Consider the following 24,404-nt stretch of genomic DNA (forward strand, 5'->3'; position numbering starts at 1 on the left):
ATCCCGCCGAGCCTCCACCGCCAACCGAGTGGCCCGCTCCCTCAACTCCAACGGGTACTTACGCTGTGCTGCCATCTTCCTCTGTTCCTCCAGGTTTCGATGTCTCCATCAAACCCGGGGCGGGACAGAACGCCTCGCCGCCCTCGCGCAGTCCACCGGCGCAACCACCAAGACCGTGCCCGAAGTGCTGTTCATCTGCGTCCACAACGCTGGCCGCTCACAGATGGCCGCCGCGCTCCTGACCCACCACGCGGCAGGACGAGTGCACGTGCGTTCAGCCGGGTCTCTACCCGCGGCGGAAAACAACCCGATCGTCGAGCGAGCCATGACAGAGATCGGCCTTGATCTCGCCGCCGAGTTCCCCAAGCCGCTCACCGACGATGTGGTCGCGGCCGCGGACGTCGTGATCTCCATGGGCTGCGGCGACGCCTGCCCGATCTACCCAGGCAAGCGGTACCTGGACTGGCAAGTCGCCGACCCCAACAACCACACCATCGAGACCGTTCGTCTGATCCGCGACGACCTCACCTACCGCATCCGCAACCTCCTCACCGAGCTCCTACCTGCCACTACCTGACCGACGCTGATCGGCCTGCCCGCACGCTCCCGCGCCTTCTCACAGCAGCGCGGTGCCCTGCTCTACCTCACATACCCGTGTCCCTTCGGAAGGAGCCGACACTCATGCCTGCACGCAAGATCATCGCTATCGGTGGATCAGACGCCGGAATCTCCGCCGCTCTGCGGGCTCGCGAGCTCGACCCAACCAGCGAGGTCACCGTCGTCGTCGCCGACGCCTACCCGAACTTCTCCATCTGCGGCATCCCGTACTACGTCTCCGGCGAAGTTACGCACTGGAGCAACCTCGCCCACCGCACCGCCGCCGACCTCGCCGCCACCGGCATGACCGTTCATACCGACACCCGGGCCACCGCGATCGACACCGCCGGGCACCGCCTCACCGTCACCGGGCCCGACGGTGTCTCGCGAGACCTCGACTATGACGCACTCATCGTCGGGACCGGCGCGGTCTCAGTGCGGCCACCGATCACTGGCCTCGAGAAACTAGGCCCTGACGACGGCGTTCACCTCCTGCACTCGATGGGCGACACCTTCGCCGTCATGAACACCCTGACCACCACCGACCCGAAGACCGCGATCATCATCGGTGCCGGCTACATAGGCCTGGAGATGGCCGAAGGGCTCACCACACGAGGCCTAGCCGTCACCCAGATCGAAGCCCTCCCCGAAGTCCTCCCCACCGTCGAACCAGAACTCGGCACCCTCGTCCACAACGAACTGGTCCGCAACCGAGTCGACGTACGCACCAACACCCTGGTCACCGCCATCGACCGCGCCGACAACGGCGACCTGACCGTCACCACCGCGAGCGACGGCCACACCGACCACCTCACCGCCGACCTCGTGCTCGTCGTGGTCGGCGTGCGCCCCGACACCGACCTCGCCGCCGCCGCCGGCGCCAACCTCGGAATCAAGAACACCATCGCAGTCGACGAACAGATGCGCACCAACCTGCCGGACGTCTTCGCCGCCGGTGACGCCGTCCACACCCACCACCGCCAACTCGGCATCACCTGGCTCCCACTCGGAACAACCGCACACAAGCAGGGCCGCGTCGCTGGCGAAAACGCCCTCGGCGGCACCGCCCGCTACACCGGCTCCCTCGGAACCCAAGTCGTCAAAATCTTCGACCTCGTCGCCGCCCGCACTGGCCTCAAAGAAGCCGAAGCCCTCACAGCCGACCGCGGCTGGACACCCGTATCGACCACCTCGACACCCGACGACCACAAGGCCTACTACCCAGGCGCCACCCCCATCAACATCCGCATCACCGCAGACCAGAAGACCGGCACGCTGCTCGGAGCCCAACTCATCGGCCACCGCACCGCCGAAATCTCCAAACGGATCGACACCTACGCCACAGCCCTGCACCACGGCATGACCGTCGAAGCGCTCAGCGAACTCGACCTGTCCTACACCCCACCCCTGGGATCACCATGGGACGCCGTCCAAATCGCCGCCCACAACTGGGTACGCGAGCACCGCCTGCACGCCCAGCGCAGCGAACTGAACCCAAACCAGTGACCACCAGCAGCAACCCCACCGAGCCCCACAACACGCGCGGTCATCGCACCAAAGGCGCCCGAACACGGACCCCAAGTCCTCGCGATCTACAAAGCCGGTATTGACACCGGCAACGCAACCTTCGCGACCGCCGCCCCAACCTGGCCCGACTTCCACCGCGATCACCTACCCGACCACCGATTCGTTGCCCTCGACCCCAACGGCAACGTCACCGGATGGATCGCCGCATCACCGGCATCGAGTCTGTGCGTCTACACCGGCGTCATCGAACACAGTGTGTACGTCGACCCCAACCACTCCGGCAAGGGCGTCGGCACCGCCCTCCTACAAGCGCTCATCGACTCGACCAAAAACCGCAGGAGTGTGGACCATCGAAACAGGAATCTTCCCCGAGAACCACGCCAGCCTCGCACTGCACCACGCCCACGGATTCCGCACCGTCGGAACACGAGAACGCTTCGGCCAACACAACGGCTACTGGCGAGACGTCGTCCTCATCGAACGCCGCAGCAACGCCTAACATCGCCGGATACGCGCAATTTCGAGCGCACCAACCACAGCAATACGCATCGAAGTGATACGCAGGGTATCCAGTAATGGTCCAGGCGCCGCCGGCCACCATTCTCTGCGCGGGTCCCCACCTGTCGGTACATCAGCTTCGGTAGATGTGAGCTCGATGGTCGATGGCGAGGATGACGATGGTGTGTAGCTCGTCATCGATCCGAAACAGGACTCGGTAGTCACCGCGTCGTGCGCTGTAAGTGCCGGCGAGCTCGTTGCGAAGCGGCTTGCTGAGCTGGCGGGGATTCCCGGCGAGCGGCCCCGCAATGAACTCGATGACTGCATGGACAATGCGGCCCGGCAATCGTGCCAGGGAGCGCTTGGCTGCCGACGCGAACTCGACTGCGTACGGCCCGTCGCTCATTCGCCGATGTTGAATTCGGACCGAAGGTCCGCGAGCGAGGTGGTCTCCCCTGCGGCGTACTCGCGATCGCCGGTGGCGATGGTCTCGCGAACGCCTGACTGCGAGAGCCAGTGGATCGTCTCGTTCAGCTCGTCGAGGTCGTCGGCCGAGATGAGCACAGCCGCCGGCCTGCCGTGCTTGGTGATGGTCACGCGGTCGTGTGTCTTGTCGACACCGTCGATCAGTGCCGACAACTTGTCTTTCGCTTCGCCGAGCGGCACTGTCGTCATGCTTCGAATACTAGCCACTATTTAGGCCAGATTCTAGATGCGAGTGGACAGGTTGCGTGTTGCTGATAATGGGCAGGTGCCGGATATGGATGTGGAGCTGTACCTCGACGCCGTGGTGGCAGCTGCCCGTCAGGCGCTCGGTGCCGACTTCGTCGGTGTGTACGCAGCAGGCTCGTTGGCGCTGGACGCCTACCAACCTGGGCGCAGTGATATCGACATCGCCGTCGTCTCTTCACAACCGCTGACCATGTTCGCCAAGCATGACTTGGTCGCACGGCTACGACACAGCGCGTTGCCGTGTCCGGCTCGTGGCGTGGAGCTCGTCGTCTACACCCTTGCCACCGTGCAGTCCGGCACCGCCGATCCGGGCTTCGAGCTCGAACTGAACGACGGCGCAGCAATGGCGTTCCGGCAGACCTTTCACCCGGCAGACCGTCCGGCCGCTGATGGCGCCTTCTGGTACGGAATCGACCGCAGCATTCTGCACCAGAGCGGCCGGGCGCTGGCGGGTCCCCCGGCCTCGGACGTGTTCGCCGAGCTGCCGCCCGACGCGCTTCGAGAACTTCTCATCGAGTCGCTGCGTTGGTGGATGGCGCTACCCGGACAGGACGACGACAAGCCGGCGGTCGGCGCCGACGACGCGGTGCTCGGCGCCTGCCGGGCGCTCGTTCGTCACCGCTACGGGACATGGCTGTCCAAGGTCGCAGCGGGCCGCCGACTCCTCGCCGTCGGCGATCAGTGGAGTGACATCATCGAGCGGTCGATCGCAGCCCGCGCCGGTGGTCCCCCGCCCACCGGCCGACGGGCTCGGGAGTTCCAGCAGTCCGTTCTGCAGGAGATTCTCGCCTCGAATTGACCCGCAGCCGCGGATGGCTCAATCCTCGTCGAGCAGATGCGGCACGACGAAACGGTCGATGTAGGCCAGTTCTGCGTCGGCGTCGGGCTCGGGCAGGGTGATCAGTCCGACGATGGTGCGGGCCAGCCAGCGGGCCGTCGCTGCCGATTCCGCGGAGCTTGCCGAGTCCGCAGTGAAGCCGTCGAGCGCGGTGGCGATCGCCTCGTGCGAGATCGCAATACGGGCAGGTAGACCGGCCTCCAGCTGGAACCACGGACCGAGCGTCGGGTCCTCGCGGACCGCGGCGAGCGTGAACACCACGCTCATCCGCACCTGCTCGCGCCGCGGCGTCAGCGCCGCGACCTTGGCCGCCACCGCCGTCACGATCCGCTCGGTGACGAGGGCGATGTAGTCGCTGATCAGTTCGTCGCGGGACGGGTAGTACCGATACAACGTGGCGCGCGAGCAGTCCGCGGCGGCGGCCACGTCGGCCATCGTCACGGATTCCACCCCCGAGGTGGCGAACAGCTCTTCGGCGGCGGCCAGGATGCGCGCCGCGGCGAGCTGTCGGCGCTCCTGCGCCAGCCAACTCTCAGGCATGCGCGCCCATCCGCATCGGGACGACGGTGGGCCGTCGAACGTAGTTTCCGGCGGCGTACTCGATGCCGTCGACGTCGACCTCGAAGTCCGGATAGGCGATCAACAGTTCTTCCAGTGCGACGCGGGCCTGCATGCGCGCGGCGGCCGCGCCGAGGCAGTGGTGGTTGCCCTTGCTGAAGCTCATGATCTGGGTGGGCGCGCGATGGATGTCGAGGGCTGCCGCGTCGTCGCCCCAGCGTCGTTCGTCCCGGTTCGCCGACGCGTACAGCAGCAGCGTCTTCTTGCCGGCCGGGATGGTGGTGTCGCCGATGGTGATGTCGCGACTGGTGCAGCGCGCCAAGCCCTGGACCGGCGAGGTCAATCGCAGGAACTCCTCGATCGCGTCCGGCAGCAGCGCCGGGTCGTCGATCAGTTCGCGACGCTGATCGCGATGCTCGCTCAGCAGCGCCGACGCGCCGCCGAGCATGCCGGTGGTGGTGTCGTTGCCGCCGGCCACCATGGTGAAGGTGAATGCCAGGATCGACAGCAGGCCGCCGGGGTTCTCGGGATCGTCGGCCAGCCCGGCCGCCACCAGGTGCGAGACAGTGTCGTCGCCCGGGTTCTTCTTCCGGAACTCGATCAGCCCGCTGAAGTAGCCGAGCATCTCCCCGACCGCCTGGCCCGCGGTGACCATCGCGCCCGCGAGATCGCCGCCCGGATTGGCGCCGACCACCGATTCCGTCCAGCGATCGAACTGCTGCCGGTCGCTCTCGGGCACCCCGAGGTAGTGTGCGACGACCATCGACGGCAGTGGCTTGAACAGATGGTCCACCATGTTCAGCTCGTCGTCGGAGTCGATCGACGCCAATTGGCCGCGCACGTAGTCGCGGACGGTCGGCTCCACTTCGCGGACCTGCTTCGGCGTGAAGCCGCGCGAGACCAGCTTGCGGAAGTCCAGGTGCTCGGGCGGGTCGAGCATCACCATCGGTGGATTGTCGGCCATCCCGATCGCTTCGAGTTCCCCGTAGGTCACCGTCAGCCCGCGCCCGGAGATGAAGTCGGCGGCGTTGGTGGCGGCGGCGGTCACGTCGTGGTAGTGGCTCAGCACATAGAAGTCGGTCTCACTCCCCTCCTCGCCGACGCGGTGCACCGGCGAGTGATCGCGCAGCCACGCGTAGCTGCCGAAGGGATCCCGCCAGGTTGCTCCGGAGCGCAGGGAGAAGCCGGCGTCCGCGTAAGACATAACCTTATTCATGTCTCAACTGTGAGTCGTCAGGGCCTCAGTGTCAAGAGCCGCAGGGTGTTGCCGAACGCCGTGGGTCAGCCGAAGTCCTGCTCGCGTGCGGCGTCGACCTGCGCTTTGACCTCGTGGTATCCCGCGACCCGGGCGATCACTCGATCGGCGGCCGAGTCGCCCGTCGGTGACGGCATCGAAGCCTCGACGCCGTAGACCATGCCGTGGAGCTCGCTGTGCAGGCGTGCGCGTTCGGCGTCGTTCAGTGCGTCCTCGCGGTCCTGGCGGAGCGACTGGTCGACGCGGTCGGCCTCGGCCGCGCACTTCGTGATCAGGTCGACGCGCCGATTGGCGCCGGCTTCGAGCGTCTCGGCGGCACGCTGCGCATCGGCGAGGAGGCGGCGATCGTCGTCGTTGGGGCGCGGCAGCGCGGCGAGGCGTGCGGCGGTACCGCGCAGCGCATACGCCTGCGCGAAGGAATCGGTGATGCCGGCGAGGTCGGCGGAGAAGTCGACGTCGCCGAGCCAACCGGCTTGCGCCGCCTCCGACCGCGCGACCTGTTCGGCTGCGGCGACGGCGCCGTCTATCCGGGCGATGGCGCGTGGCCCGAGGGTGTCGATGCGTTGCTGCTTTGCGGCGCTGGCTTCCTCTTCGCGTCGGCGCGCGCGTGTGGCCTTGGCGGACGCGGTGCCGGCGGTGATCGCCCAGACCACGAGGGCGATGACGAGCGCCCCGACGATGATCGGCCAGAACCTGATGATCACGCCGAGTACGAGGACGACGGCGACGGTCGCGAAACACCCCACGTTGCTGCTGTCGGACTGCTTGGCCACGCTCGTGCACCTCCCCTTGTGAACGGTGTCCCCAGCCTATGCGGCCCCGCCGACAAAAAGGCCCGGCCGCATCGGCGGCCGGGCCCTTGAGGAGGTGCGGGGTCAGTTGGCGGCGACTTCCTTGCCCATCACGGTGACGGTGACCTTGTTGTCGGCCGAGTTCCAGGTGATGGTGCCGTGTTCGAAGGTCGACTCTCGGACGTCGCCGTTGACGGTTTCGTCGCTGGTCGCGGCGCCGAGCGGACCTTCCGAGCCGCCTTCGCCGTCGTCCGAGGGCTCGCCCTGCGCGTTGCGCTCGACGTTCCACGCGTCGCGGATCTTGCCCCAGGTGATGTACGCGGGGGTGCCTGCGTCGTCGTTGCGGGCGGTGATCACGCCGCCGTCGAACTGCTGGTACACCACGCCGTTGTCGCTGGTGCCGGAGGCGTCGTCGCCGGTGAGAGGCTTGCCCAGATCGGCCTTCTGTTCGTCGGTGGCCGCGCTGTACTTGGCAGCGATCGGGCCGGTGAGGGTCACGGTGCTGCCGTCGGCGGCGGTCAGTTCCACCTTGCCTGCGTCCTTGGCGTCGTCGACGGCCGACGAGGCTGCGGAGGCGACGGCTGAGGTCGCCGAGGCCGCGGTGTCCTTGTTGTCGTCGCTGCTGCAGCCTGCGGCGAGGAGGGTGACGGCCGCGAGGCCCGCGATGATTCCAGCTGTCTTGCGGTGAACGATCTTCTGCATGGTCCTCCTCCGTTGATGACTGGGACGACGGCGACCGAGCCTGCGCCCGGCCCCCCATCGAGGCTATCGGCCTGTCGGTAAGTCGGTGGAAAATTCGTGTCTCGAACACTTGAACTAATGGAGATTCGAGCGTAACGTCGAACATACGAACGACGACATAGTATGTGAAGGCATATTCTGAGGAGGTGGGCCGGTGGCTACTCGACGACCGTCGCGCCACACCGTCACCGTGCCGTGGTGTCCCCTGCCGCAGCCCGTGCCGTCGCCGTGGGTCTTGGAGGACCTGTCGCCGCTCGGGCTGGAGGATCCCGAGCCCACGCTTCCCGAGGCCGACCAGGTGAACGGACTCCTCGACGTGCTGGTGAACATCGCCGAAGGTGAGAGCTTCCTGGCCTACCGGCGGCTGCGGGCGGTCTGGGACATCGTCGACCTCGTCCTGCTCGAAGCCGGCGAGGAGCTGGCGGCGTCGCAGGAATCGGAAATGTTCGACCCCTATCGGCAGGCGGCGGCTCGGGTGGCGACCGCCCTCCGGATCTCTCGCGCGGCTTCCGAGAAGTTGGTGGCCTTCGCGGACGCGGGCACCAACCGGGTGCCCGCGTTGCTCTCTCAGCTGCGCGACGGCCGCCTCACCCCGATGATGTTCGAGACCTGCGTCCGACGTGTCGAACTGGTCAGTGTGGAACACATCGACGAAGTCGACTACACGCTCGCCGAGACTTTGGGCGGCGTCGGCGCACTCTCGCAGCGACGCACCGAAGCCATCGTCGACCGTGTGGTCTACAAGATCGATCCCGACGCCGACCGTCATCGCCGTGATCGTGCCGAACTGCGGAAGGATGCCCGGGTCAAGCCGATCGACGACGGGCTCGCGAGCCTCATGGTGATCGCGTCCGCCGAGGACGCGGCCCTGGCGATGGGTGCCGTGGAAGCACTGGTGGACGCGTGCTGCGACCACGATCCGCGTTCCAAGCGAGCTCGCCGGGCCGCCGCGGCGATCGCCCGGCTGCGCGGGCTGCCCTTCACCTGCGCGTGCGAGCGCGACGACTGCACGGCCACGCTCGACGACGACGGCCTGTCCACTGCGCAGGCCAAGATCGTGCTGTACGCGATCTGCGATTCCAGCACTCTCGCCGGCGGTGACGAACCCGGCTACCTGGACGGCCACGGCGTGCTCTCCGCCGAGCACGTTCGCGATATCGCCCAGCGTGACGAGACGATCGTCCGCCCGGTGGATCTCGCCGATCTGATCGAGCCTGCTGCGCCGGTGGCTCCGGTCGATACTTCGGCGGAGGCGTCTGATCCTCCGCCCGGCGCCCGACAACGACCCCGCCCCGACAACCCGGACGCCCGTCTGGGCGAGGAAACACGTCCCGAGCCGGAATTTCGGATCTCCCGGACCGCGCTACCCAGCGATCCGTACCGGCCCACGACCACCACCGCGGTGATCGCCCGATTCCTGTTCGGAACCTGCACCACGCCGGGCTGCACGCGGCCTGCGTGGCGGTGCGATCTCGACCACGTCGAAGAGTTCGACCAGATCTGCCCGGATCGGGGCGGGCCGACGTGCCTGTGCAACCTGAATCCGAAGTGTCGGCATCACCACCTGCAGAAAACCCATGGTCGGACGCGCATCATCGACGGCAGCGTGGGTGCCGAAGCGGACTGGCGCGTGGAGTCCTGGTGGTGCGACGACCAGTTCGTCGACGAGAACGGCGACTACTGGACCTCCACCACCACGCCGGAGGGCTACACGGTGGCGCAGAAGGCGCTCAATCAGTGGCTCTTCCCCGGACTGGGCCGGCTCCGCTGCCCGCACATCGAGAACGGCGTCCGAGTGTCGACGACGAGCAGCGCTCCGGCGCCGCGACGAGCGCAGACCCGGACCGAAGCCAAACACGCCTGGCGCCGGGCACACCGAGCACGCAACCGTAGGCGGTCGGAGGCCGAAGCGATCGCCAATCCCCCGCCGTTCTGACCGCGGCGGCGGGGCCCCGGCGACGGACCTACCATGCGTGCATGGACCTCTATGTCGCCCCGGACGGACAACCGCGCTGCGGCTGGGCCGCCGACGGGCCGCTGATGCTCGGCTATCACGACACCGAGTGGGGCTTCCCCGTGCACGACGACCACCGTCTCTTCGAAAAGGTCAGCCTGGAGGGCTTCCAGTCCGGTCTGAGTTGGCGCACCATCCTCACCAAACGGCCCGCGTTCCGGGAGGTCTTCGAGGGCTTCGACCCCGCCCGCGTCGCCCTGTTCACCGACGACGACGTGGAGCGACTCCTGACCGATGCCCGGATCATCCGGCACCGCGGGAAGATCGAAGCGGTGGTCAACAATGCGGCCCGTGCACTGGAGCTGATGGACGACGCCGGCAGCCTCGCCGAGTACTTCTGGACGTGGGCGCCGCCGGCGGGCGAGATCGTCGCGCCGGCGACCATGACCACCTCGCCGTCGTCGATCGCGATGGCCAAGGATCTGAAGAAGCGAGGATGGAAGTTCGTCGGACCGACGACGGCGTTCGCGTTCATGCAGGCGATGGGCCTGATCAACGATCACGCCGAGGGCTGCACCACCCGCGGAGCGGTCGAGGAGGCCCGTCACCGCTTGTGACAGACTGGGTTTACGTGACCAGACTCAAACGGGGAGAGTTGTGCTCGGCATCATTCTGTTGATCATCGGCGGAGTCGGTCTTGTCCTGACTCTGCTGTCGCTGGTCGGTGCCGAAATCGGCAGCTTCGACGTCGACCTGGGCGATTCCGGAGTCGGCTGCACCTCCATTCTCATGCCGTTCGTCACCGGCTTCGGCCTGCTCGCCGGCGGGCTGATCGTCTTCGCCGACGCCAATGCCGCCGGTGCACTGATCTCCGGTGCTCTCGCCGGCCTGGCCCTCGCCCTCGCGGCCGGCGTCACCGCGCGCTGGCTGTGGCGCTCGGGCCAAGAACTGCCGGAGATCGACGTGATCGGCAGCTCGGCTCGCATCGTCGACCCCGTCGGCGCGGGCCGCTTCGGCACCGCCGAGGTCTCCACCACGCTCGGCGACCAGCAGATCACCGTCACCGCCGACCGGGACTTCACCCACAACGAGCGCGTCCGCGTCGTCGCCAAGCTCGACGACCGCGACGCCTACCTCGTCGAACAACTTCCCTTTTCCGACCTCGATTAAGGAACCGCTTCACCCATGTCTTCGATACTGATCGCCATTGTCGTCGTTGTCGTTCTGCTGGTGCTGATCGTGCTGCTCCTGCTGTCCCGCTACCGCGTGCCCGGTGCGGAGGAGGCGTTCATCGTCACCGGTACCGGCAAGGGCCACCAGGGCAAGGTCTACCGCGGTACTGGAACCTTCGTCCTGCCCGTGGTGCAGCGCGCCACCCGGGTCCAACTGTCGTCGATCAAGGCCGACCTGGACACCTCGACGCCCGCCAACGACGGCATCGAGCTCAAGGTCCGCGGCGTGGCCGTGGTGAAGGTCGGCGATACGCCGGAAGCCATCCTCAAGGCCGGTCCGCGTTTCGGCGACGACCTCAACCGCGTCAAAGCCCTTGTCACCGAACAGCTTTCCGGTGAGCTGCGCTCCATCGTCGGCACCATGACCGCCAAGAGCATCCTCGTCGATCGCCAGGCGCTGGTGGATCAGGTGGCGCAGTCCATCAAGGAGATCCTGGGCAACCAGGGTCTGCTGCTGGACAGCTTCTCGATCAACGACGTCCAGGACTCCGACGGTCAGTACTTCAGCGACCTCGCGGCCAAGGAGCGGTCGGATCAGGCCGCCATCGCCGCGCAGTCGCGCGCCGAAGCGCACCGCGTCGCCGAGCAGAGCCGTATCGCCAACGAGCAGGCCATCATCGAGCAGCAGCGTGAGCTCGACATCGAGCGCGAGCAGGCCCGTCAGGCCACCGACCGCGCCGCCGCCGAAGCCGACGCCGTGCGCCCGCTGGTCGAGGCCGAGCGTCGCCGCATCCAGGTGGAGAAGGACAACGAAGTGGCCGAGCAGACCGCACGTCTGCGCGACACCGAGCTCGACGCCGAGGTGCGTCGCCCGGCTGAGGCCGAGCTGTACGCCGCGCAGCAGCGCGCCGAGGCTCGCAAGGCCGAGATCGTCGCCGAGGCCGCCGCGCGCGCCGAAGGCATCCGGATCACCGGTGACGCCGAGGCGCAGGCCCTCGAGAAGCGCGCCGAGGCCCTCGGCAAACTCGACTCGGTGGGTCAGCTCGAACTGGTCCTCGGCAAGCTGCCGGCCATCGTGGCCGCGGCAGCCGAGCCGATGCGCGACGCGTCGATCACCCTGGTCGGCGACGGCGTGGATCCCCTCTCGCGCAGCGCGGGCACCGGTGTGGCCAGCAGCCTCGAACTGATTCGCGGCACCACCGGCATCGACGTCGCCGAGATGCTGAACAACCTGGGCGGCAAGGACACGCAGGAATGAGCCTCGGCAGCGCGCTGTCGTTGGCGCGCGGACCCCAGTGGCGGAATCGGATGGTGTTGGCCCCGCTGACCAATCTGCAGAGCGGCGACGACGGCGTGCTGTCGAACGACGAGTACGACTGGTTGGTGCGCCGCGGCGACGGCGGCTTCGGCCTGGTGATGACCTGCGCGGCGTACATCCGCGACGACGGCCACACCTTCCCCGGTCAGCTCGGTGTGGCCGGACCGAAGCACCTGCCCGGACTGCGGCGCCTGGCCGACGGCATCCGCGCCACCGGGGCGGTCAGCTCGATTCAGCTGCAGCACGGCGGGCGCCGCAGTGACGGTGCCCTCGACTCGGCGCTCGTCGCGCCGTGGGACGACGCAGGCAAGGGCGCGACGGCGCTCACCACCGAGGGGGTGGAGCAGGTGGTCGCCGACTTCGCGGCCTCCGCCGCACTCGCCGAGCAGGCCGGTTTCGACGGCGTGGAGATCCACGGCGCCCACGGCTACCTGCTCTCCCAGTTCCTCGACGTCCGCAGCAATCAGCGCACCGACCGCTACGGCGGGAGCACCGAGAACCGGTTCCGCGTGATCCACGAGACGGTGGCCGCCGTGCGTGCGGCCACCGGCCCGAACTTCCAACTGGGGCTGCGCTTGTCGCCGGAACGCTACGGCGTGCCGCTAGTGGAGGGGCGGGCGCTGGCTGCCGAGGTGCTGGCCGACGGCCAGATCGACTACCTCGACCTCTCGCTCTGGGATGCGTTCAAGGAGCCCTACGAGGGCGAGCACCAGGGCACGGGACTGTTGGACTACTTCACCGACCTTCCGCGCGGGCACGTGCGGCTCGGCGCCGCAGGCAAGATCCTGTCCGCGGCGCAGGCCGCCGAGATCCTCGAGCGCGGAGCCGACTTCGCGGTGATCGGCACCGGCGCGATCATCCACCACGACTTCGCCCGGCGGGCCACCGCCGACCTCGGTTTCGAGTCCGAACCCCAGCCCTTCCCGGCTCAGCGCTTGCGCGACGAGTCGGTCGGGCCGGAGTTCCTGAACTATCTGTCGACCGGCTGGGACGATTTCGTCCTCGCCGACTGAGCTCGTCTACCGGGCGCGGCGGCGGGGACGCAGGCGGCTGTTCGGCAGCGGCGGCGCCGGGATCCGCTCGTCGGCGGTCCAGCCGGCGACGGTGCCGAAGCGCTCGGCGTGCTCCTCCCACTGCTCCCGGTATTCGACGATCTCCTCGTGGGTGCGGCCGACGAAGTTCCACCACATGATGAGGTCCTCGTCGAACGGCACGCCGCCGAGCAGGATGATCCGGGCCTGCGTGGCGCCGGGATTGGCCAGGGTGAGCGTGCTGCGCCCCGGTCCGGCGTAGCCCATCGCCGAACGCTCCAACTCCACGCCCTCGAACCGCAGGGTGTCGGTGTCGAGCAGCGCACCGTGCTCGAAGCTCGGATCCACCTCGACGGTCACCTCTGCGCCGGCATCGAGGATGATCTCGGCACCCAGCATCGGGGTCGACATGGACACCGGCGACGACGATCCGACCAGCGTGCCGATGAATACGCGCACGCTCCCGACGTCGCCGGGCAGCGGCACCGACTCGGGCGCATGGAACTGAAAGTCCTTCTGCCCGTTGCGATCTGCGTCGGGCAGTGCGAGCCATAACTGCACGCCGTGCAGCACGTCGGTCTCCGGCGTAGAGATCTCCGAATGGCTGATGCCGTAACCGGCCGACATCAGGTTCAACTCCCCCGGACGCACCATGGCATGCACGCCATTGCTGTCGGTGTGCTCGATCTCGCCCTCGAAGAGCCAGCTGACCGTCGCCAGTCCGGTATGCGGATGCGGCAGCACTCGCATGCCCCCGGAGTCGTCGACGCGATCGGGCCCGTAATGGTCGGCGAAGCACCACGCGCCGACCATCGAGCGGTCCTTGGTGGGCAGCGTGCGCTGCACCAGCATGGCGCGCGGACCGCCGAGCGGCACCTTGCGCGCCGGGATCACCTCGACGCAGGCCTCCGGTGCTCCGGTGCAGTCGGTCTCGATCGGCTCTGCCTCGACGTTGCTCATGCCTCCGATACTAGGCAAGAGCCACTGCGGAGGCCGGAGCCACGAGCGCGGGGAGGTCGGCGACCGCGTCGAGGATGTGGCCGGGCACGTAGCGGACGTCGGCCGACTCCAGGATGCGGCTGGTGGAATCGGCGGTGATCTGGCAGGCCCGTAGCAGCGGGGAACCGACGGGCACGCCGAGCTGTTCGGCGTCCTCGACATCGGCGGCCACGGCGTCGACGCGATGGCGGGCGCTGTCGAGGTCGACGCCGGTGGCCAGCAGGAAGTGGTTGAGCGATCCGGCATCGGGATCGAACTCCATCCGGAGACGGCCGACGTCCCAGATGAACGTCGAGCGCTCCAGCAGGGCTGGTGTGCCGTCGAGCCGTCCGCAGACGCACCAGCGACAGAACCGGATCGCCCTCGGCGATGTGCGGTTCTTCGGCGGTCTGCGCATTCGCGCGGTGCCGCGACTGCAACAGAGTGTGCTGCCCCGGTTCGCGACCCTGGGCCCGTGCTCACGCGGTGAACGAACCGAGCTCGCTCGACGGGTGGCGCCCAGAAGCTGCAGTACTCCACCCCCGGATAGGCCGGCGACGGCACCGCCATGCTGCTGCTCCTGCAGCACGTGATGGGTGAGCAGCAGGGCCTGGACTACCTCGGCACGCTGCAGGCCAACAACATGGGCCCGTCGGCGTCGACCGGCAAGCTCGGGCCCAAGGTGGCCAAGGGTGAGCTGTCGGTGGCTAACAGCGATGTGCTGATGGCGATGGCCGCGATCTCCGCGGACCAGGCCGCGTACGAGGTGTTCTTCCCGGCCGGTGCCGACGGAGTCCGCACCACCGTCGCCCTGCCCTACTTCCTGGGGCAGGCCGCCAGCGCACCGCACGCGGCCAACGCCGGGAAGCTGATCGACTTCCTGGTGTCGGTCCCCGTCCAGCAGACCCTCGCCGAGCAGGTATACGGCACGTCGCCGCGCGCCGACGTCACCGCCACCAGCCCGCAGGCTGCGGCGATCACCAAGGCTCTCGAAGGGGGGGCACGATCTGGGAGCCGGACTGGACCGCCGTGAACGCCCGCTTCGACGCCCTGATCGACGCCTACAACCAGGCGACCGGCCAGTGAGCGCCCCGGCTGCCGCGACGTCGACCGCCGCCATCGCCGCTGATCCTCAACGGCACCCCGTGGATCGTGATTCTGGTGCAGGCGCTGCTGGTGCTGTCGTTCGCGTTCTCGATGGTGTCGGCCGCGGCCAAGGGCCTGGATCCGGCCCTCGATCAGGTCGCCGGTTCGCTGGGCGCCTCGGGCCGACGCACCCTACCCTGCCGCTGCTCACCCCGGCCATCGCCGCGGCCGCCGGACTATCGGTGGCGCTGTGCATGGGCGAGCTCGGCGCGACGATCATGGTGTACCCGGCGTCCTGGCGGCCCCTGCCGGTCACCATCTTCACCCAGTCCGATCGCGGTGACCTGTTCGGCGCGGCCGCCAACACCCTGCTGCTGGTCCTGGTGACCGTCGCGATCCTGGGCGTGCTCAGCCGGTTCCGGTCGCGCGCCCAGGTGCGGTAGCGGATCAGAGCCCGGCGGCGGCCACGATCTGTTCGGCGGCCAACGCCGGGGTCAGGCTGCCGTCGAGCACACCGCGCTCGGCGGTGGCCCGGACCTGCTGCACCGCGGGATCGTCGGCCAGCTTGGACAGGAACGCCTCCTGCACCATGGACCACGTCCACTCCACCTGCTGGCGGGCGCGGCGCTTGTCGAACTCGCCGGCCGCGGTCAGCACGTCCCGGTGCTCCAGGATCTTGGCCCAGTACGCGTCGACGCCGGTGTTCTCCCGGGCGCTCATGGTGAGCACCGGAGGAGTCCACAGGGCGTCGTGCGGGTAGATCAGCCCGAGGGCGTTCCGCAGCTCGCGGGCCGCGCCGCGCGCCTCGTTGATGTGCTTGCCGTCGGCCTTGTTCACCACGACGATCTCGGCGAGCTCCAGCACGCCCTTCTTGATGCCCTGCAACGAGTCACCGGTGCGCGCCAGCGTCAAGAAGGTGAAGGTGTCGACCATGCCGGCCACACTCACCTCGGACTGGCCCACGCCGACGGTTTCCACCAGCACCACGTCGTAACCCGCGGCCTCCACCAGCACGATAGTCTCGCGGGTGGCCTTGGTGACGCCGCCGAGCGTGCCCGACGACGGCGACGGCCGGACGTAGCCCTGCGGCGCCGCCGACAGCTGCCCCATCCGGGTCTTGTCGCCCAGGATGGAGCCGCCGGTGCGGGTCGACGACGGGTCGACGGCCAGCACCGCCACCCGATGACCGAGGTCGATCAGGTGCATGCCGAGCGCCTCGATGGTGGTCGACTTGCCCACGCCGGGTACACCCGTGATGCCGACGCGGAACGACTTGCCCGCGTGCGGCGTAAGGTTCAGCAGCAGTTGCTGCGCCGCGGCCCGATGGTCGGGGCGTACCGATTCGACCAGCGTGATCGCGCGCGCCAGCAGCGAGCGGTTGCCGGCGAGCACGCCCTCGGTGAGGGCGTCGACGTCGACCTTGCTCATACAGACAGGTCCAGGCCCTGCTGATCGGCGAGCTTGCGGATCAGATCGACGGCCGAGTCGGCGATCACGGTGCCGGGCGGGAAGATCGCCGCGGCGCCGGCCTCGTACAGTTCGTCGAAGTCGCCGGGCGGAATCACACCGCCCACCACGATCATGATGTCCTCGCGACCCACCTCGGCCAGCGCCTGCTTCAGAGCGGGCACCAGCGTGAGGTGACCGGCCGCCAGCGACGAGACACCGACGACGTGCACGTCGTTGTCCGCGGCCTGGCCCGCCACCTCTTCCGGGGTCGCGAACAGCGGCCCGACGTCCACGTCGAACCCGAGGTCGGCGAACGCGGTCGCGATGACCTTCTGGCCGCGGTCGTGGCCGTCCTGGCCCATCTTGGCCACCAGGACGCGGGGACGACGACCCTCGGCGTCTGCGAAGGCGTCGACGACGGCCATCGCCTCGTCGATGTTGCTCACCGAATCACCTGCTTCGTTGCGGTAGACACCGCTGATGGTGCGGATCTCGGCCTGGTGGCGGCCGTAGACTTTCTCCATGGCGTCGGAGATCTCGCCGCCGGTGGCACCGTGGCGCGCGGCCTCGATGGCCAGCGCCATCAGGTTGTTGTCCAGGTCGCTGCCACCGGGCTCGGCGGCAGCGCGGGTCAGATCGGCCAGCGCGGCGTCCACGGCGGACTGATCGCGCTCGGCACGCAGCTTCTCCAGCTTGGCCAGCTGCTCGGCGCGCACCTTCGAGTTCTCGACCTTGAGGACCTCGATCTCTTCGTCCTCGGCGACGCGGTACTTGTTGACGCCCACCAGCGGCTGCTGGCCGGAGTCGATACGCGCCTGGGTGCGGGCGGCGGCCTCTTCGATGCGGAGCTTCGGCAGGCCCTCGTTGATGGCCTGCGTCATGCCGCCGGCGGCCTCCACCTCGGCGATGTGGGCGCGGGCCTTGTCGGCCAGCTGCGCGGTGAGCCACTCGACGTAGTTCGAGCCGGCCCACGGATCGATCGGGCGGGTGGTGCCCGACTCCTGCTGCAGCAGCAGCTGGGTGTTGCGGGCGATGCGCGCGGAGAAGTCGGTCGGCAGGGCGATCGCCTCGTCGAGCGCGTTGGTGTGTAGCGACTGGGTGTGGCCCTGGGTGGCGGCCATCGCCTCCACGCAGGTGCGGGCCACGTTGTTGAACACGTCCTGCGCGGTCAGCGACCAGCCGGAGGTCTGCGAGTGGGTGCGCAGCGACAGGCTCTTCGCGCTCTTCGGCTCGAACTTCTCGACCAGTTCGCTCCACAGCAGGCGCGCGGCACGGAGCTTGGCGACCTCCATGAAGAAGTTCATGCCGATGCCCCAGAAGAACGACAGGCGCGGCGCGAACTTGTCGATGTCCAGCCCAGCCTCCAGACCGGCACGGATGTACTCCACGCCGTCGGCCAGGGTGTAGGCCAGCTCCAGGTCGGCCGTCGCTCCGGCCTCCTGGATGTGGTAGCCGGAGATCGAGATGGAGTTGAACTTCGGCATCTTGGCGCTGGTGTAGGCGAAGATGTCGGAGATGATCCGCATGGACGGGGCCGGCGGATAGATGTAGGTGTTGCGGACCATGAACTCCTTCAGAATGTCGTTCTGAATGGTTCCGGCCAGCTTCTCCGGCGGCACGCCCTGCTCTTCGGCGGCCACCACGTACAGCGCCAGGATCGGCAGCACCGCGCCGTTCATGGTCATCGACACCGAGACGTTGCCGAGATCGATGCCGTCGAATAGCTGACGCATGTCCAGGATGGAGTCGATCGCGACACCGGCCATGCCGACGTCACCGGCCACGCGCGGGTGGTCGGAGTCGTAACCGCGGTGGGTGGCGAGGTCGAAGGCCACCGACAGGCCCTTCTGACCGGCCGCGAGGTTGCGGCGGTAGAAGGCGTTGGACTCGGCGGCGGTGGAGAAGCCCGCGTACTGGCGGACCGTCCACGGCTGGTTGACGTACATCGTCGGGTACGGGCCGCGGATGAACGGCGCCTCACCGGGGATGGAGTCGAGCGGGTAGCTGTCGGCCGCGGCGGTCTCGTCGCGGTCGGCGCGGGTGTACACCGGCGCCACGTCGATCTGCTCGGGCGTATGCCACACGGTCTGCTCGGCGGTGTAGCCGTGCGTCCCGGCGAGGGAGTCGACGAGGGCTGAGGAATCGTCGGCGTTCGGGGTTCCGGTGAGGCCGTCGAGATCCAGTTCGACGTCGGAGAAATCGGGAATCATGTTCTCGCTCATGGTCTTTACTCCCCCGCCTGCGCGGTGATGGTGTCCAGCAGCTCGGTCAGGGTGGCGACGGCGTCGATGCCGACGCGCAGGGAACCGTCCGGGGCGTCGCCGCCGTCGGGCCATTCCTTGTCCGGACCGGCCATCAGCACGCGGTCGATACCGGCGGCGCGGGCCGCGGCCAGCACGGCCGGACCGTCCTGCGCGTACCGCGCCTTGGTGCCGCACAGCACGGCGATGGTGCCCGCACCGGTCGCGACCTGCGCGACGGTGTCGGCGGTGACCGGACCGGGGTTGACGGCCTCGATACCGCCGGCGGCGAGCAGGTTGGCGACGAAGGTGGTGCGGCCGTTGTGCTCGGCGACGCTGCCCAGCGGCAGCAGCAGGACGGACGGGCGCACGGTGGCCGCGTCGGCGCGGTCGCGCAGCTGCTCGAAGCGGCGCGCGACGCGGGCCAGGCCCGCGGTGGCGGTCGGCACGTCGGTGGTGTCGGCGAGGGCTTCAGCGAAGGCCGCTTCACCTAGATTCGGGAACTCGGAGACACCGGTGATCGGGGCGCTGCGGTCGGCGACGGCGGCGTCGCGGGCGGCCAGCGCCTCGTCGATCCAGGTGCGGATCGAGGAGAGTGCCTCGGTGTAGCCGCCGAGACGCTCGACGTCGGTGAAGACCTTCCAGCCCGCCGCGGCCAGGTCGGTGGTGAGGTCCTCGACGAACCAGGAGCCGCCGGCCGGATCCAGCACACGGCCCACGTTGGACTCCTCCAGCAGCAGCAGCTGGGTGTTGCGCGCGATGCGGGCGGAGAAGGAGGCCTTGGACGAGCGGGCCGACAGCGGCAGCGCGGCGTCGTAGCCGAGGACGGTCACCTGGTCGGCGCCGCCGACACCGGCGCCGAAGGCGGCGACGGTGGTGCGCAGCATGTTCACCCACGGGTCGCGCTGGGTGAGCATCGACAGGTCGGTGACGGCGTGGGTGAGGGCGGCTCCGGCGTCGGGGGCGCCGAGTACCTGGGCGACGCGGGCCCACATGAGCCGCAGCGCGCGAAGCTTGGCGATGGAGGCGAACTGGTCGTCGCCCACCGAGACCGCGAAGGTGATCTGGCCGAGCGCCTGCACCGGGGTCCGGCCGGCGGCGACGAGATCGCGGACGTGGGCGAGTCCGGCGGCGACCAGCAGGCCGATCTCCTGGGCGTTGGTGGCGCCGGACTGGGCGAAGTCGGTGCCGTCGACGCGGAAGGTGCGCACGCGCTCGGGGGCGTTCACCGCGAGGGCGACGGCCGCCTCGACGGCGACGGTGGCTCGCCCGGAGAAGGCTGCGGTGTACGGCGACAGGCCCAGGCTGTGCGTGGTGGACGCCATCGCGGGCGCCTCCTGCGGCGGTGCCGGGCGGTCGGCGAGGACCCGGAGGAACTGCTCGGCGGCGGCGATGCCGTCGGCGCCGGCGTCCAGGGTCACCGGAAGCAGGTCGAGGTAGATGTCGGCCAGGATCGTCGCCAGTTCCGCGTCACCGGCGGCCGCGAGCCACACGCCGCTGGCACCGTTGCCTGCCGCCTCGAGGATGGCTTCGTTGAGGTCGGCCGCGCTCTGGCCGAGCAGATCGCCGAAGCGTTCGGTGACGCGCCAGCCCTGGTGGACGTCGCGCTGCGGATCCGCGCCGCGGACGAACGGGAAGCTGCCGGGCAGACCGCGTTCGCTGTTCTCATCCTTGCGGGTGTACAGCGGGCGGACCGTCACGTCGTCGCGGGTCGGCGTCGACAACAGAGCTTCCGGGGTGTCGGGCAGATCGGCCGGATCCACCCGGCGGCCCTTGGCGAGGACGGCCGCGGCGGCCGTCGACCACCGCTGGTAGTCCTGGTCGAGTTGCTCCCGCGTATGCGGTGTGCCTGCTGTGGTCATAGCTGCCGATGTCCTCCGTGCTCGCTGGCGGTGCGCCCTCGAGCACATTATCCGATAGTGACTGTCCCTCTATCCGCCCCGGCCTGTGAGGCCGCACACGTGGGGGCGGGCCCTAGACTCTTCGTGTGCGCCGCCATCTTCGTTCCCGAGTCGTCGAGGAGCCCGTCGACCTCGCGACCGGGACGGTCGGCCCCGCTGCCTCGCCCACCGGTCGGCGGAACGTCTGGCGGGCGGTCCTCGGTCTGGCCGCGGTTCTCGTGGTGCTGGTGGCCGCCTATTTCGTCCCGCTCCCCTCGATCGAGGTGGTGCGGGAATGGTCGGACTCGGTCGGTTCGTGGTTCGTGGTCCTCTTCTTCGCGGCGTACTTCCTCGGCGCGATCGCGCCGCTGCCGCGGTCGCCGTTCACCGTGATGTCCGGGCTCTTGTTCGGGCCGCTCGTCGGTTTCGCCGGTGCCATGCTGGCGTCCTCGGCGGCCGCCGTCGTGGCCTTTCTGCTCGCTCGACGACTGGGCCGCGCCCGCGTGCAGCGGCACTTGGACCGGGCGGTGTTCCGGTCCATCGAGGAGCGTTTGGAGCGACGCGGCTGGCTGGCGGTGGGGTCGCTGCGGATGATCCCGGTGGTGCCGTTCGCGGTGGTGAACTACGCGGCGGGCCTGTCGTCGGTGCGGCTGGTGCCGTACACGGTGGCGAGCATCCTCGGCACGATCCCGGGCACCGCGGCCGTCGTCTTCCTGGGCGACGCGTTGGCCGGCGAAGCCGATCCGGTGATGGTGATCGCCTCGGGTCTGCTGTTCGCGGTGGGCGTGATCGGGCTCATCGTCGACGCCCGTCTCCCGGTCGCCGAGTAGCCTTCGTCGGCAGGAACTCCCCGGGGCGGTGCGGGTCTCCGGTGATCAGCCCGAACCCTTGACAACCAATTTTCAAGCTTTAATACTTGATTGATAGAAGTCAAGATCTAGGGCTTGAGGGGTGCGGAATGATCGTTCTCACCGCAGATCAGCGATCCAGCCGGACCGACGTCGACCGGGTACCCGACCTGCTGCGCCGGTACGCCGACCTCCCCGCCGTGCGGGGCTTCGACCGCACCGCCGGCGACGAGGTGGAGGCCGTCTTCGACGACCCGGAACGCGCCGCCGCGGTCGCCGTGGACCTGGCCGCCTCCGGGTTCTGGAGCGTCGGCCTCGGGGTGGCCGACGTCGAAACTCCCCTGCCGTCGGTGGCGCGGGCCGGTCGCGGCCCGGCGTTCATCGCGGCGCGCGAGGCCGTCGAAGCGGCCAAGAACCGTCGCGTCCCGCTGCAGGTGGTGGGCCCGTCACCGTGGTGCGTGCACGCGCAGACCGCCGCGGCACTCCTGGTCGACATGCTGACCGAACGGACCGAGGCCGGGCGGGAAGCGGTGGCGCTGGTCGCCGGTGGCCTGACCCAGACCCAAGCCGCGAAGAAGCTGGCGATCACGCCGCAGGCGGTGTCGCTCCGACTGCGCACCGCGCGCTGGGATCTGCAGCGTGACACCGAACGACTCGTGGCCCGACTGTTGACCCTGAGCGAGGAGGATCGATGATCGCACTGATCCTGTTGGTGGTGGCGACCGTCGTCGCCGTGGCCGGGGTGCCGCTGCGCACCCGCCTCGTCGTCGATCAGCGGCGCAGCGATGCCGATGTCCGACGCTACGACCTCGTGATGGCGGTCGCGATGGCGGTCGTCGCCGCCGCTGCGGCGATCGACGTCGGGGTCTCCGGCGGGTTGAGCGGTGCGGCGGCCGTGGCCGGCCAGGTGATCGCGGTGCTCGCGTCGGCGGTGACCGGCGGTTACGTGGTGCGCACCGTCCTCGCGTTCGGCGGGATCCCGACGCGCAGTGAGAATTTCGACGATCCGACACCGGACCCGCCACTGCGCGGCGGCCGGGTGATCGGACTGATGGAGCGCGCCGGGGTGACGGTGAGCCTGCTGCTCGCGTGGCCGGCCGGCATCGCGGTGATCCTGGGCATCAAGGGTCTGGCTCGCTTCCCGCAGCTGCGCGAACACCATGCGAGCGAGCAGTTCATCATCGGCACCTTCGCCTCGGTGCTGTGGGCCTGCGCGCTCGGCGGGATCGGCTACCTGCTGGGCCGGTGAGCCGCCCGCTGCGGACTACTCCGGGGGCTCGGTGACGAAGTCGAGGAGCTCCTCGACGCTGCGGATCAGCGGGACCTCCAGTTCGCGGTAGCTGGACACCGCGTTCAGGACTCGGCGCCACCCGTCTTGCGGTGTGCCCCAACCCAATTCGTCGCAGATACCGGTCTTCCAGTCGGTGCCCATCGGAATCGTCGGCCACGCGTCGATCTTCACGGCGGCCGGCTTCACGGCCTGCCAGACGTCCACGTAGGGGTGACCGCACACCAACACGTGCGGGCCCACCTCGGCGGTGAGCTTCTCCTCCTTGGAACCGGACACCAGGTGATCCACCAGGACGCCGGCCCGACGATGCGCGGCGGGCTCGAAATCGGCCAGGGCAGCGTCGAGATTGTCCAGACCGTCCAGGCTCATCACCACGATGCCCTCCGCGCGCAGATCGTCGCCCCAGACGCGTTCGAGCAGCGTCGCGTCGTGCACGCCCTCCACGAAGATGCGGCTCGCCCGCGCGGTCCGCGCCCGCTGCTTCGGCAGCGCTCGCGAACCGGACGCGGTCCGAATGGTCTGCGGCGTGTTCGGTCCGCGCCCGCGCGGACGGACCAGCGTGACCGGCTTGCCGTCGATCAGGAATGCGGCGGGATACGCGTGAAAGACCCGGGTGGCGCCGCGCCGATCCTCCAGCCGCACCATGTCGGCGGCGTAGGTCTTCTCCCAACCGACCACGGCGCCGCAGAAACCGGTGGCCGCATCCTCCACCACCAGGCCCATCTCACCGGCCACCTCGGGAGCCTTCGGCTTGCTGCGGCGCGGCTGCGCCAGAACGTCACGTCCGTAGCGATCATTGGTCACGAGTCCCCAGGCTAGGCCACGCGGAGGGTTCGACGGCGACGACGCTCCGCGTATCGTGGAGAGGTCATGTCACGATCAGTTCCCAGCTCCACGACCGGCCTACTGCGGGCCTGGCCGGCATCCGCACTCGCCGTGTGGAGCGCCGCCTGGCGCGCCGGTCTCGCCTCCCCCGACGACGTCCTGCACACGCTCCACGACTACGCCGAGACGCACGACGTCGACACCGGCGGCACCGCGTTGGACCTGGTCCGGCTAGTGGGCGCCGCCCGACGCAGCGCGGTGGTGTTCCCCGCGCCCGGCGATGCGCAGGGCCTGCCGTCGGAGGCCGAGGACGTACTGATTCTGGACCGCGCGGACCGCCCGCCGCTCGCGCTCACCGCGCGCGGCACCGCCGAGCGGTGCCGCTGGAGCGTGCGGGAACTCGGCCCCGACGTGGACGTCCTGGCGCTCGGCGGCGACCAGACCGCGGGCGAACTGGAATACGACCTGCGGGAGGCCGTCGGCGAGGCGGCGACGGTGATCGCCGGCCTCGCCGGACCGCGAGTCGGCGGTCCCGCCGACCTCCGCGACGCACTCGCCGCGCGGACGGCGGCCGTCTCGCTGGACCTGCCGCCGCACGACCGGCAGCGCGTGGACCGGATGCTCGCCACCGCCGCACAGATCGACGCCATCGTCGGGCTCGCCGGTGGCGGTCTCGGCGCCTCCGCGCAGCAGGTGGAGAATGCCGACGCTCAGCTCCGCCGCCTCTCGACGCTGACCCGCCGGGCCCGCGCCGCCGCGATCAACACGCTCCTGCGCGACTACTACCGCGACTGA

Annotated in this window: 26 protein-coding genes and 1 pseudogene; 15 read left to right on the forward strand and 12 right to left on the reverse strand. The window is 69.1% G+C overall.

The window, feature by feature from the left end; genetic code table 11:
• The 3 genes from ABD989_RS01885 to ABD989_RS01895 form a co-directional block, all read left to right on the forward strand.
• Positions 1 to 577, forward strand: a 577-nt coding sequence (locus ABD989_RS01885) for an arsenate reductase/protein-tyrosine-phosphatase family protein (protein ID WP_345312215.1), incomplete at its 5' end; no start/stop codon positions are given.
• 104 nt (positions 578 to 681) lie between these two features.
• On the forward strand, positions 682 to 2,103 hold the full coding sequence (locus ABD989_RS01890; RefSeq protein WP_345312216.1) for an FAD-dependent oxidoreductase: 1,422 nt from the start codon (positions 682 to 684) through the stop codon (positions 2,101 to 2,103).
• A gap of 99 nt (positions 2,104 to 2,202) precedes the next feature.
• Complete coding sequence (locus tag ABD989_RS01895) at positions 2,203 to 2,700, forward strand: GNAT family N-acetyltransferase (RefSeq protein WP_345312470.1); 498 nt, start codon at positions 2,203 to 2,205, stop codon at positions 2,698 to 2,700.
• A 55-nt stretch (positions 2,701 to 2,755) separates the two neighbouring features.
• Here the strand turns inward: ABD989_RS01895 and ABD989_RS01900 are convergent, their stop codons facing one another.
• Complete coding sequence (locus ABD989_RS01900; protein ID WP_345312217.1) at positions 2,756 to 3,028, reverse strand: type II toxin-antitoxin system RelE family toxin; 273 nt, start codon at positions 3,026 to 3,028, stop codon at positions 2,756 to 2,758.
• Positions 3,025 to 3,297, reverse strand: coding sequence for a type II toxin-antitoxin system Phd/YefM family antitoxin (locus ABD989_RS01905; protein ID WP_345312218.1), 273 nt, complete (start codon positions 3,295 to 3,297; stop codon positions 3,025 to 3,027). The genes ABD989_RS01900 and ABD989_RS01905 overlap by 4 nt, the downstream gene beginning before the upstream one ends.
• Before the next feature lie 85 nt (positions 3,298 to 3,382).
• Between ABD989_RS01905 and ABD989_RS01910 the strand changes: the two genes are divergently transcribed.
• The gene (locus tag ABD989_RS01910) at positions 3,383 to 4,153 is read left to right on the forward strand and encodes a nucleotidyltransferase domain-containing protein (RefSeq protein WP_345312471.1); all 771 of its coding nucleotides are present in this window, start codon (positions 3,383 to 3,385) and stop codon (positions 4,151 to 4,153) included.
• Positions 4,154 to 4,171: 18 nt separating this feature from the next.
• Here ABD989_RS01910 and ABD989_RS01915 read toward each other — a convergent pair whose 3' ends face one another.
• From ABD989_RS01915 to ABD989_RS01930, 4 genes are all read right to left on the reverse strand, one after another.
• On the reverse strand, positions 4,172 to 4,732 hold the full coding sequence (locus ABD989_RS01915; RefSeq protein WP_345312219.1) for a TetR/AcrR family transcriptional regulator: 561 nt from the start codon (positions 4,730 to 4,732) through the stop codon (positions 4,172 to 4,174).
• Positions 4,725 to 5,966, reverse strand: coding sequence for a cytochrome P450 (locus ABD989_RS01920; RefSeq protein WP_345312220.1), 1,242 nt, complete (start codon positions 5,964 to 5,966; stop codon positions 4,725 to 4,727). Before ABD989_RS01920 ends, ABD989_RS01915 begins: the two co-directional genes overlap by 8 nt.
• A gap of 65 nt (positions 5,967 to 6,031) precedes the next feature.
• Positions 6,032 to 6,778 carry a hypothetical protein gene (locus tag ABD989_RS01925; protein WP_345312221.1) on the reverse strand — a complete coding sequence of 249 codons (747 nt, stop codon included), beginning with the start codon at positions 6,776 to 6,778 and terminating at the stop codon, positions 6,032 to 6,034.
• Between the two features lie 102 nt (positions 6,779 to 6,880).
• Positions 6,881 to 7,498, reverse strand: a complete 618-nt coding sequence (locus ABD989_RS01930; protein ID WP_345312222.1) for an LGFP repeat-containing protein — start codon at positions 7,496 to 7,498, stop codon at positions 6,881 to 6,883.
• A 193-nt stretch (positions 7,499 to 7,691) separates the two neighbouring features.
• Between ABD989_RS01930 and ABD989_RS01935 the strand changes: the two genes are divergently transcribed.
• From ABD989_RS01935 to ABD989_RS01955, 5 genes are read left to right on the forward strand one after another with little or no spacing between them, the layout of a single operon-like run.
• A complete protein-coding gene (locus tag ABD989_RS01935; RefSeq protein WP_246995989.1) occupies positions 7,692 to 9,473 on the forward strand; it encodes an HNH endonuclease signature motif containing protein in 1,782 nt (593 codons plus the stop codon).
• Between the two features lie 41 nt (positions 9,474 to 9,514).
• Positions 9,515 to 10,108, forward strand: coding sequence for a DNA-3-methyladenine glycosylase I (locus ABD989_RS01940; protein WP_345312223.1), 594 nt, complete (start codon positions 9,515 to 9,517; stop codon positions 10,106 to 10,108).
• 40 nt (positions 10,109 to 10,148) lie between these two features.
• Entirely contained in the window at positions 10,149 to 10,661 is a 513-nt protein-coding gene (locus ABD989_RS01945) for a hypothetical protein (protein ID WP_246995986.1), read from the forward strand.
• Positions 10,662 to 10,676: 15 nt separating this feature from the next.
• Positions 10,677 to 11,921 (forward strand): flotillin family protein, encoded by a 1,245-nt coding sequence (locus ABD989_RS01950; protein ID WP_246995984.1) that lies wholly within the window; start codon positions 10,677 to 10,679, stop codon positions 11,919 to 11,921.
• Positions 11,918 to 12,994 carry an NADH:flavin oxidoreductase gene (locus tag ABD989_RS01955; RefSeq protein ID WP_246995982.1) on the forward strand — a complete coding sequence of 359 codons (1,077 nt, stop codon included), beginning with the start codon at positions 11,918 to 11,920 and terminating at the stop codon, positions 12,992 to 12,994. Before ABD989_RS01950 ends, ABD989_RS01955 begins: the two co-directional genes overlap by 4 nt.
• 6 nt (positions 12,995 to 13,000) lie before the next feature.
• Here the strand turns inward: ABD989_RS01955 and ABD989_RS01960 are convergent, their stop codons facing one another.
• Together ABD989_RS01960 and ABD989_RS01965 are read right to left on the reverse strand one after the other, a co-directional pair.
• Positions 13,001 to 13,972, reverse strand: a complete 972-nt coding sequence (locus tag ABD989_RS01960; protein WP_345312224.1) for a pirin family protein — start codon at positions 13,970 to 13,972, stop codon at positions 13,001 to 13,003.
• A 10-nt stretch (positions 13,973 to 13,982) separates the two neighbouring features.
• Positions 13,983 to 14,408, reverse strand: a complete 426-nt coding sequence (locus tag ABD989_RS01965) for a UTRA domain-containing protein (RefSeq protein ID WP_345312225.1) — start codon at positions 14,406 to 14,408, stop codon at positions 13,983 to 13,985.
• 150 nt (positions 14,409 to 14,558) lie between these two features.
• Between ABD989_RS01965 and ABD989_RS01970 the strand changes: the two genes are divergently transcribed.
• Both ABD989_RS01970 and ABD989_RS01975 read left to right on the forward strand, forming a co-directional pair.
• Positions 14,559 to 15,023, forward strand: a complete 465-nt coding sequence (locus tag ABD989_RS01970) for a type 2 periplasmic-binding domain-containing protein (RefSeq protein ID WP_345312226.1) — start codon at positions 14,559 to 14,561, stop codon at positions 15,021 to 15,023.
• Positions 15,024 to 15,112: 89 nt separating this feature from the next.
• Positions 15,113 to 15,519 (forward strand): annotated as a pseudogene (locus tag ABD989_RS01975) (phosphonate ABC transporter permease); the annotation flags it as partial.
• 4 nt (positions 15,520 to 15,523) lie between these two features.
• Here ABD989_RS01975 and meaB read toward each other — a convergent pair.
• Genes meaB through ABD989_RS01990 form a run of 3 tightly spaced genes read right to left on the reverse strand, consistent with a single transcriptional unit; the run spans position 15,524 to position 20,627 of the window.
• A complete protein-coding gene (gene meaB / locus ABD989_RS01980; protein WP_345312227.1) occupies positions 15,524 to 16,504 on the reverse strand; it encodes a methylmalonyl Co-A mutase-associated GTPase MeaB in 981 nt (326 codons plus the stop codon).
• Complete coding sequence (gene scpA / locus ABD989_RS01985) at positions 16,501 to 18,747, reverse strand: methylmalonyl-CoA mutase (protein ID WP_345312228.1); 2,247 nt, start codon at positions 18,745 to 18,747, stop codon at positions 16,501 to 16,503. Before scpA ends, meaB begins: the two co-directional genes overlap by 4 nt.
• 5 nt (positions 18,748 to 18,752) lie before the next feature.
• Entirely contained in the window at positions 18,753 to 20,627 is a 1,875-nt protein-coding gene (locus ABD989_RS01990; RefSeq protein ID WP_345312229.1) for a methylmalonyl-CoA mutase family protein, read from the reverse strand.
• 125 nt (positions 20,628 to 20,752) lie between these two features.
• Here ABD989_RS01990 and ABD989_RS01995 point away from each other — a divergent pair, with 125 nt between their 5' ends.
• The 3 genes from ABD989_RS01995 to ABD989_RS02005 all read left to right on the forward strand — a co-directional run bounded on the left by ABD989_RS01995 (position 20,753) and on the right by ABD989_RS02005 (position 22,742).
• Positions 20,753 to 21,475 carry a TVP38/TMEM64 family protein gene (locus tag ABD989_RS01995; RefSeq protein WP_345312230.1) on the forward strand — a complete coding sequence of 241 codons (723 nt, stop codon included), beginning with the start codon at positions 20,753 to 20,755 and terminating at the stop codon, positions 21,473 to 21,475.
• A 128-nt stretch (positions 21,476 to 21,603) separates the two neighbouring features.
• Positions 21,604 to 22,188, forward strand: coding sequence for a hypothetical protein (locus ABD989_RS02000; RefSeq protein ID WP_345312231.1), 585 nt, complete (start codon positions 21,604 to 21,606; stop codon positions 22,186 to 22,188).
• Entirely contained in the window at positions 22,185 to 22,742 is a 558-nt protein-coding gene (locus ABD989_RS02005; RefSeq protein WP_345312232.1) for a hypothetical protein, read from the forward strand. The genes ABD989_RS02000 and ABD989_RS02005 overlap by 4 nt, the downstream gene beginning before the upstream one ends.
• 15 nt (positions 22,743 to 22,757) lie before the next feature.
• On the opposite strand, the gene ABD989_RS02010 is transcribed toward ABD989_RS02005, so the two are convergent.
• On the reverse strand, positions 22,758 to 23,588 hold the full coding sequence (locus ABD989_RS02010) for a DUF3097 domain-containing protein (protein ID WP_345312233.1): 831 nt from the start codon (positions 23,586 to 23,588) through the stop codon (positions 22,758 to 22,760).
• Positions 23,589 to 23,654: 66 nt separating this feature from the next.
• Here ABD989_RS02010 and ABD989_RS02015 point away from each other — a divergent pair, with 66 nt between their 5' ends.
• Positions 23,655 to 24,404, forward strand: a complete 750-nt coding sequence (locus ABD989_RS02015; RefSeq protein ID WP_345312234.1) for a serine/threonine protein kinase — start codon at positions 23,655 to 23,657, stop codon at positions 24,402 to 24,404.

The sequence above is a fragment of the Gordonia alkaliphila genome, assembly GCF_039542465.1.
In the GTDB taxonomy this organism is placed as follows: domain Bacteria; phylum Actinomycetota; class Actinomycetes; order Mycobacteriales; family Mycobacteriaceae; genus Gordonia; species Gordonia alkaliphila.

Excerpts from the sequence above, each read along its gene's own strand:
- ABD989_RS01890 (WP_345312216.1), top strand. The coding sequence starts at position 682 with ATGCCTGCACGCAAGATCATCGCTATCGGTGGATCAGACGCCGGAATC.
- ABD989_RS01900 (WP_345312217.1), bottom strand. The coding sequence starts at position 3,028 with ATGAGCGACGGGCCGTACGCAGTCGAGTTCGCGTCGGCAGCCAAGCGC.
- ABD989_RS01905 (WP_345312218.1), bottom strand. The coding sequence starts at position 3,297 with ATGACGACAGTGCCGCTCGGCGAAGCGAAAGACAAGTTGTCGGCACTG.
- ABD989_RS01910 (WP_345312471.1), top strand. The coding sequence starts at position 3,383 with ATGGATGTGGAGCTGTACCTCGACGCCGTGGTGGCAGCTGCCCGTCAG.
- ABD989_RS01915 (WP_345312219.1), bottom strand. The coding sequence starts at position 4,732 with ATGCCTGAGAGTTGGCTGGCGCAGGAGCGCCGACAGCTCGCCGCGGCG.
- ABD989_RS01920 (WP_345312220.1), bottom strand. The coding sequence starts at position 5,966 with ATGAATAAGGTTATGTCTTACGCGGACGCCGGCTTCTCCCTGCGCTCC.
- ABD989_RS01930 (WP_345312222.1), bottom strand. The coding sequence starts at position 7,498 with ATGCAGAAGATCGTTCACCGCAAGACAGCTGGAATCATCGCGGGCCTC.
- ABD989_RS01940 (WP_345312223.1), top strand. The coding sequence starts at position 9,515 with ATGGACCTCTATGTCGCCCCGGACGGACAACCGCGCTGCGGCTGGGCC.
- ABD989_RS01950 (WP_246995984.1), top strand. The coding sequence starts at position 10,677 with ATGTCTTCGATACTGATCGCCATTGTCGTCGTTGTCGTTCTGCTGGTG.
- ABD989_RS01955 (WP_246995982.1), top strand. The coding sequence starts at position 11,918 with ATGAGCCTCGGCAGCGCGCTGTCGTTGGCGCGCGGACCCCAGTGGCGG.
- ABD989_RS01960 (WP_345312224.1), bottom strand. The coding sequence starts at position 13,972 with ATGAGCAACGTCGAGGCAGAGCCGATCGAGACCGACTGCACCGGAGCA.
- ABD989_RS01965 (WP_345312225.1), bottom strand. The coding sequence starts at position 14,408 with ATGCGCAGACCGCCGAAGAACCGCACATCGCCGAGGGCGATCCGGTTC.
- ABD989_RS01970 (WP_345312226.1), top strand. The coding sequence starts at position 14,559 with ATGCTGCTGCTCCTGCAGCACGTGATGGGTGAGCAGCAGGGCCTGGAC.
- meaB (WP_345312227.1), bottom strand. The coding sequence starts at position 16,504 with ATGAGCAAGGTCGACGTCGACGCCCTCACCGAGGGCGTGCTCGCCGGC.
- scpA (WP_345312228.1), bottom strand. The coding sequence starts at position 18,747 with ATGAGCGAGAACATGATTCCCGATTTCTCCGACGTCGAACTGGATCTC.
- ABD989_RS01990 (WP_345312229.1), bottom strand. The coding sequence starts at position 20,627 with ATGACCACAGCAGGCACACCGCATACGCGGGAGCAACTCGACCAGGAC.
- ABD989_RS02000 (WP_345312231.1), top strand. The coding sequence starts at position 21,604 with ATGATCGTTCTCACCGCAGATCAGCGATCCAGCCGGACCGACGTCGAC.
- ABD989_RS02005 (WP_345312232.1), top strand. The coding sequence starts at position 22,185 with ATGATCGCACTGATCCTGTTGGTGGTGGCGACCGTCGTCGCCGTGGCC.
- ABD989_RS02015 (WP_345312234.1), top strand. The coding sequence starts at position 23,655 with ATGTCACGATCAGTTCCCAGCTCCACGACCGGCCTACTGCGGGCCTGG.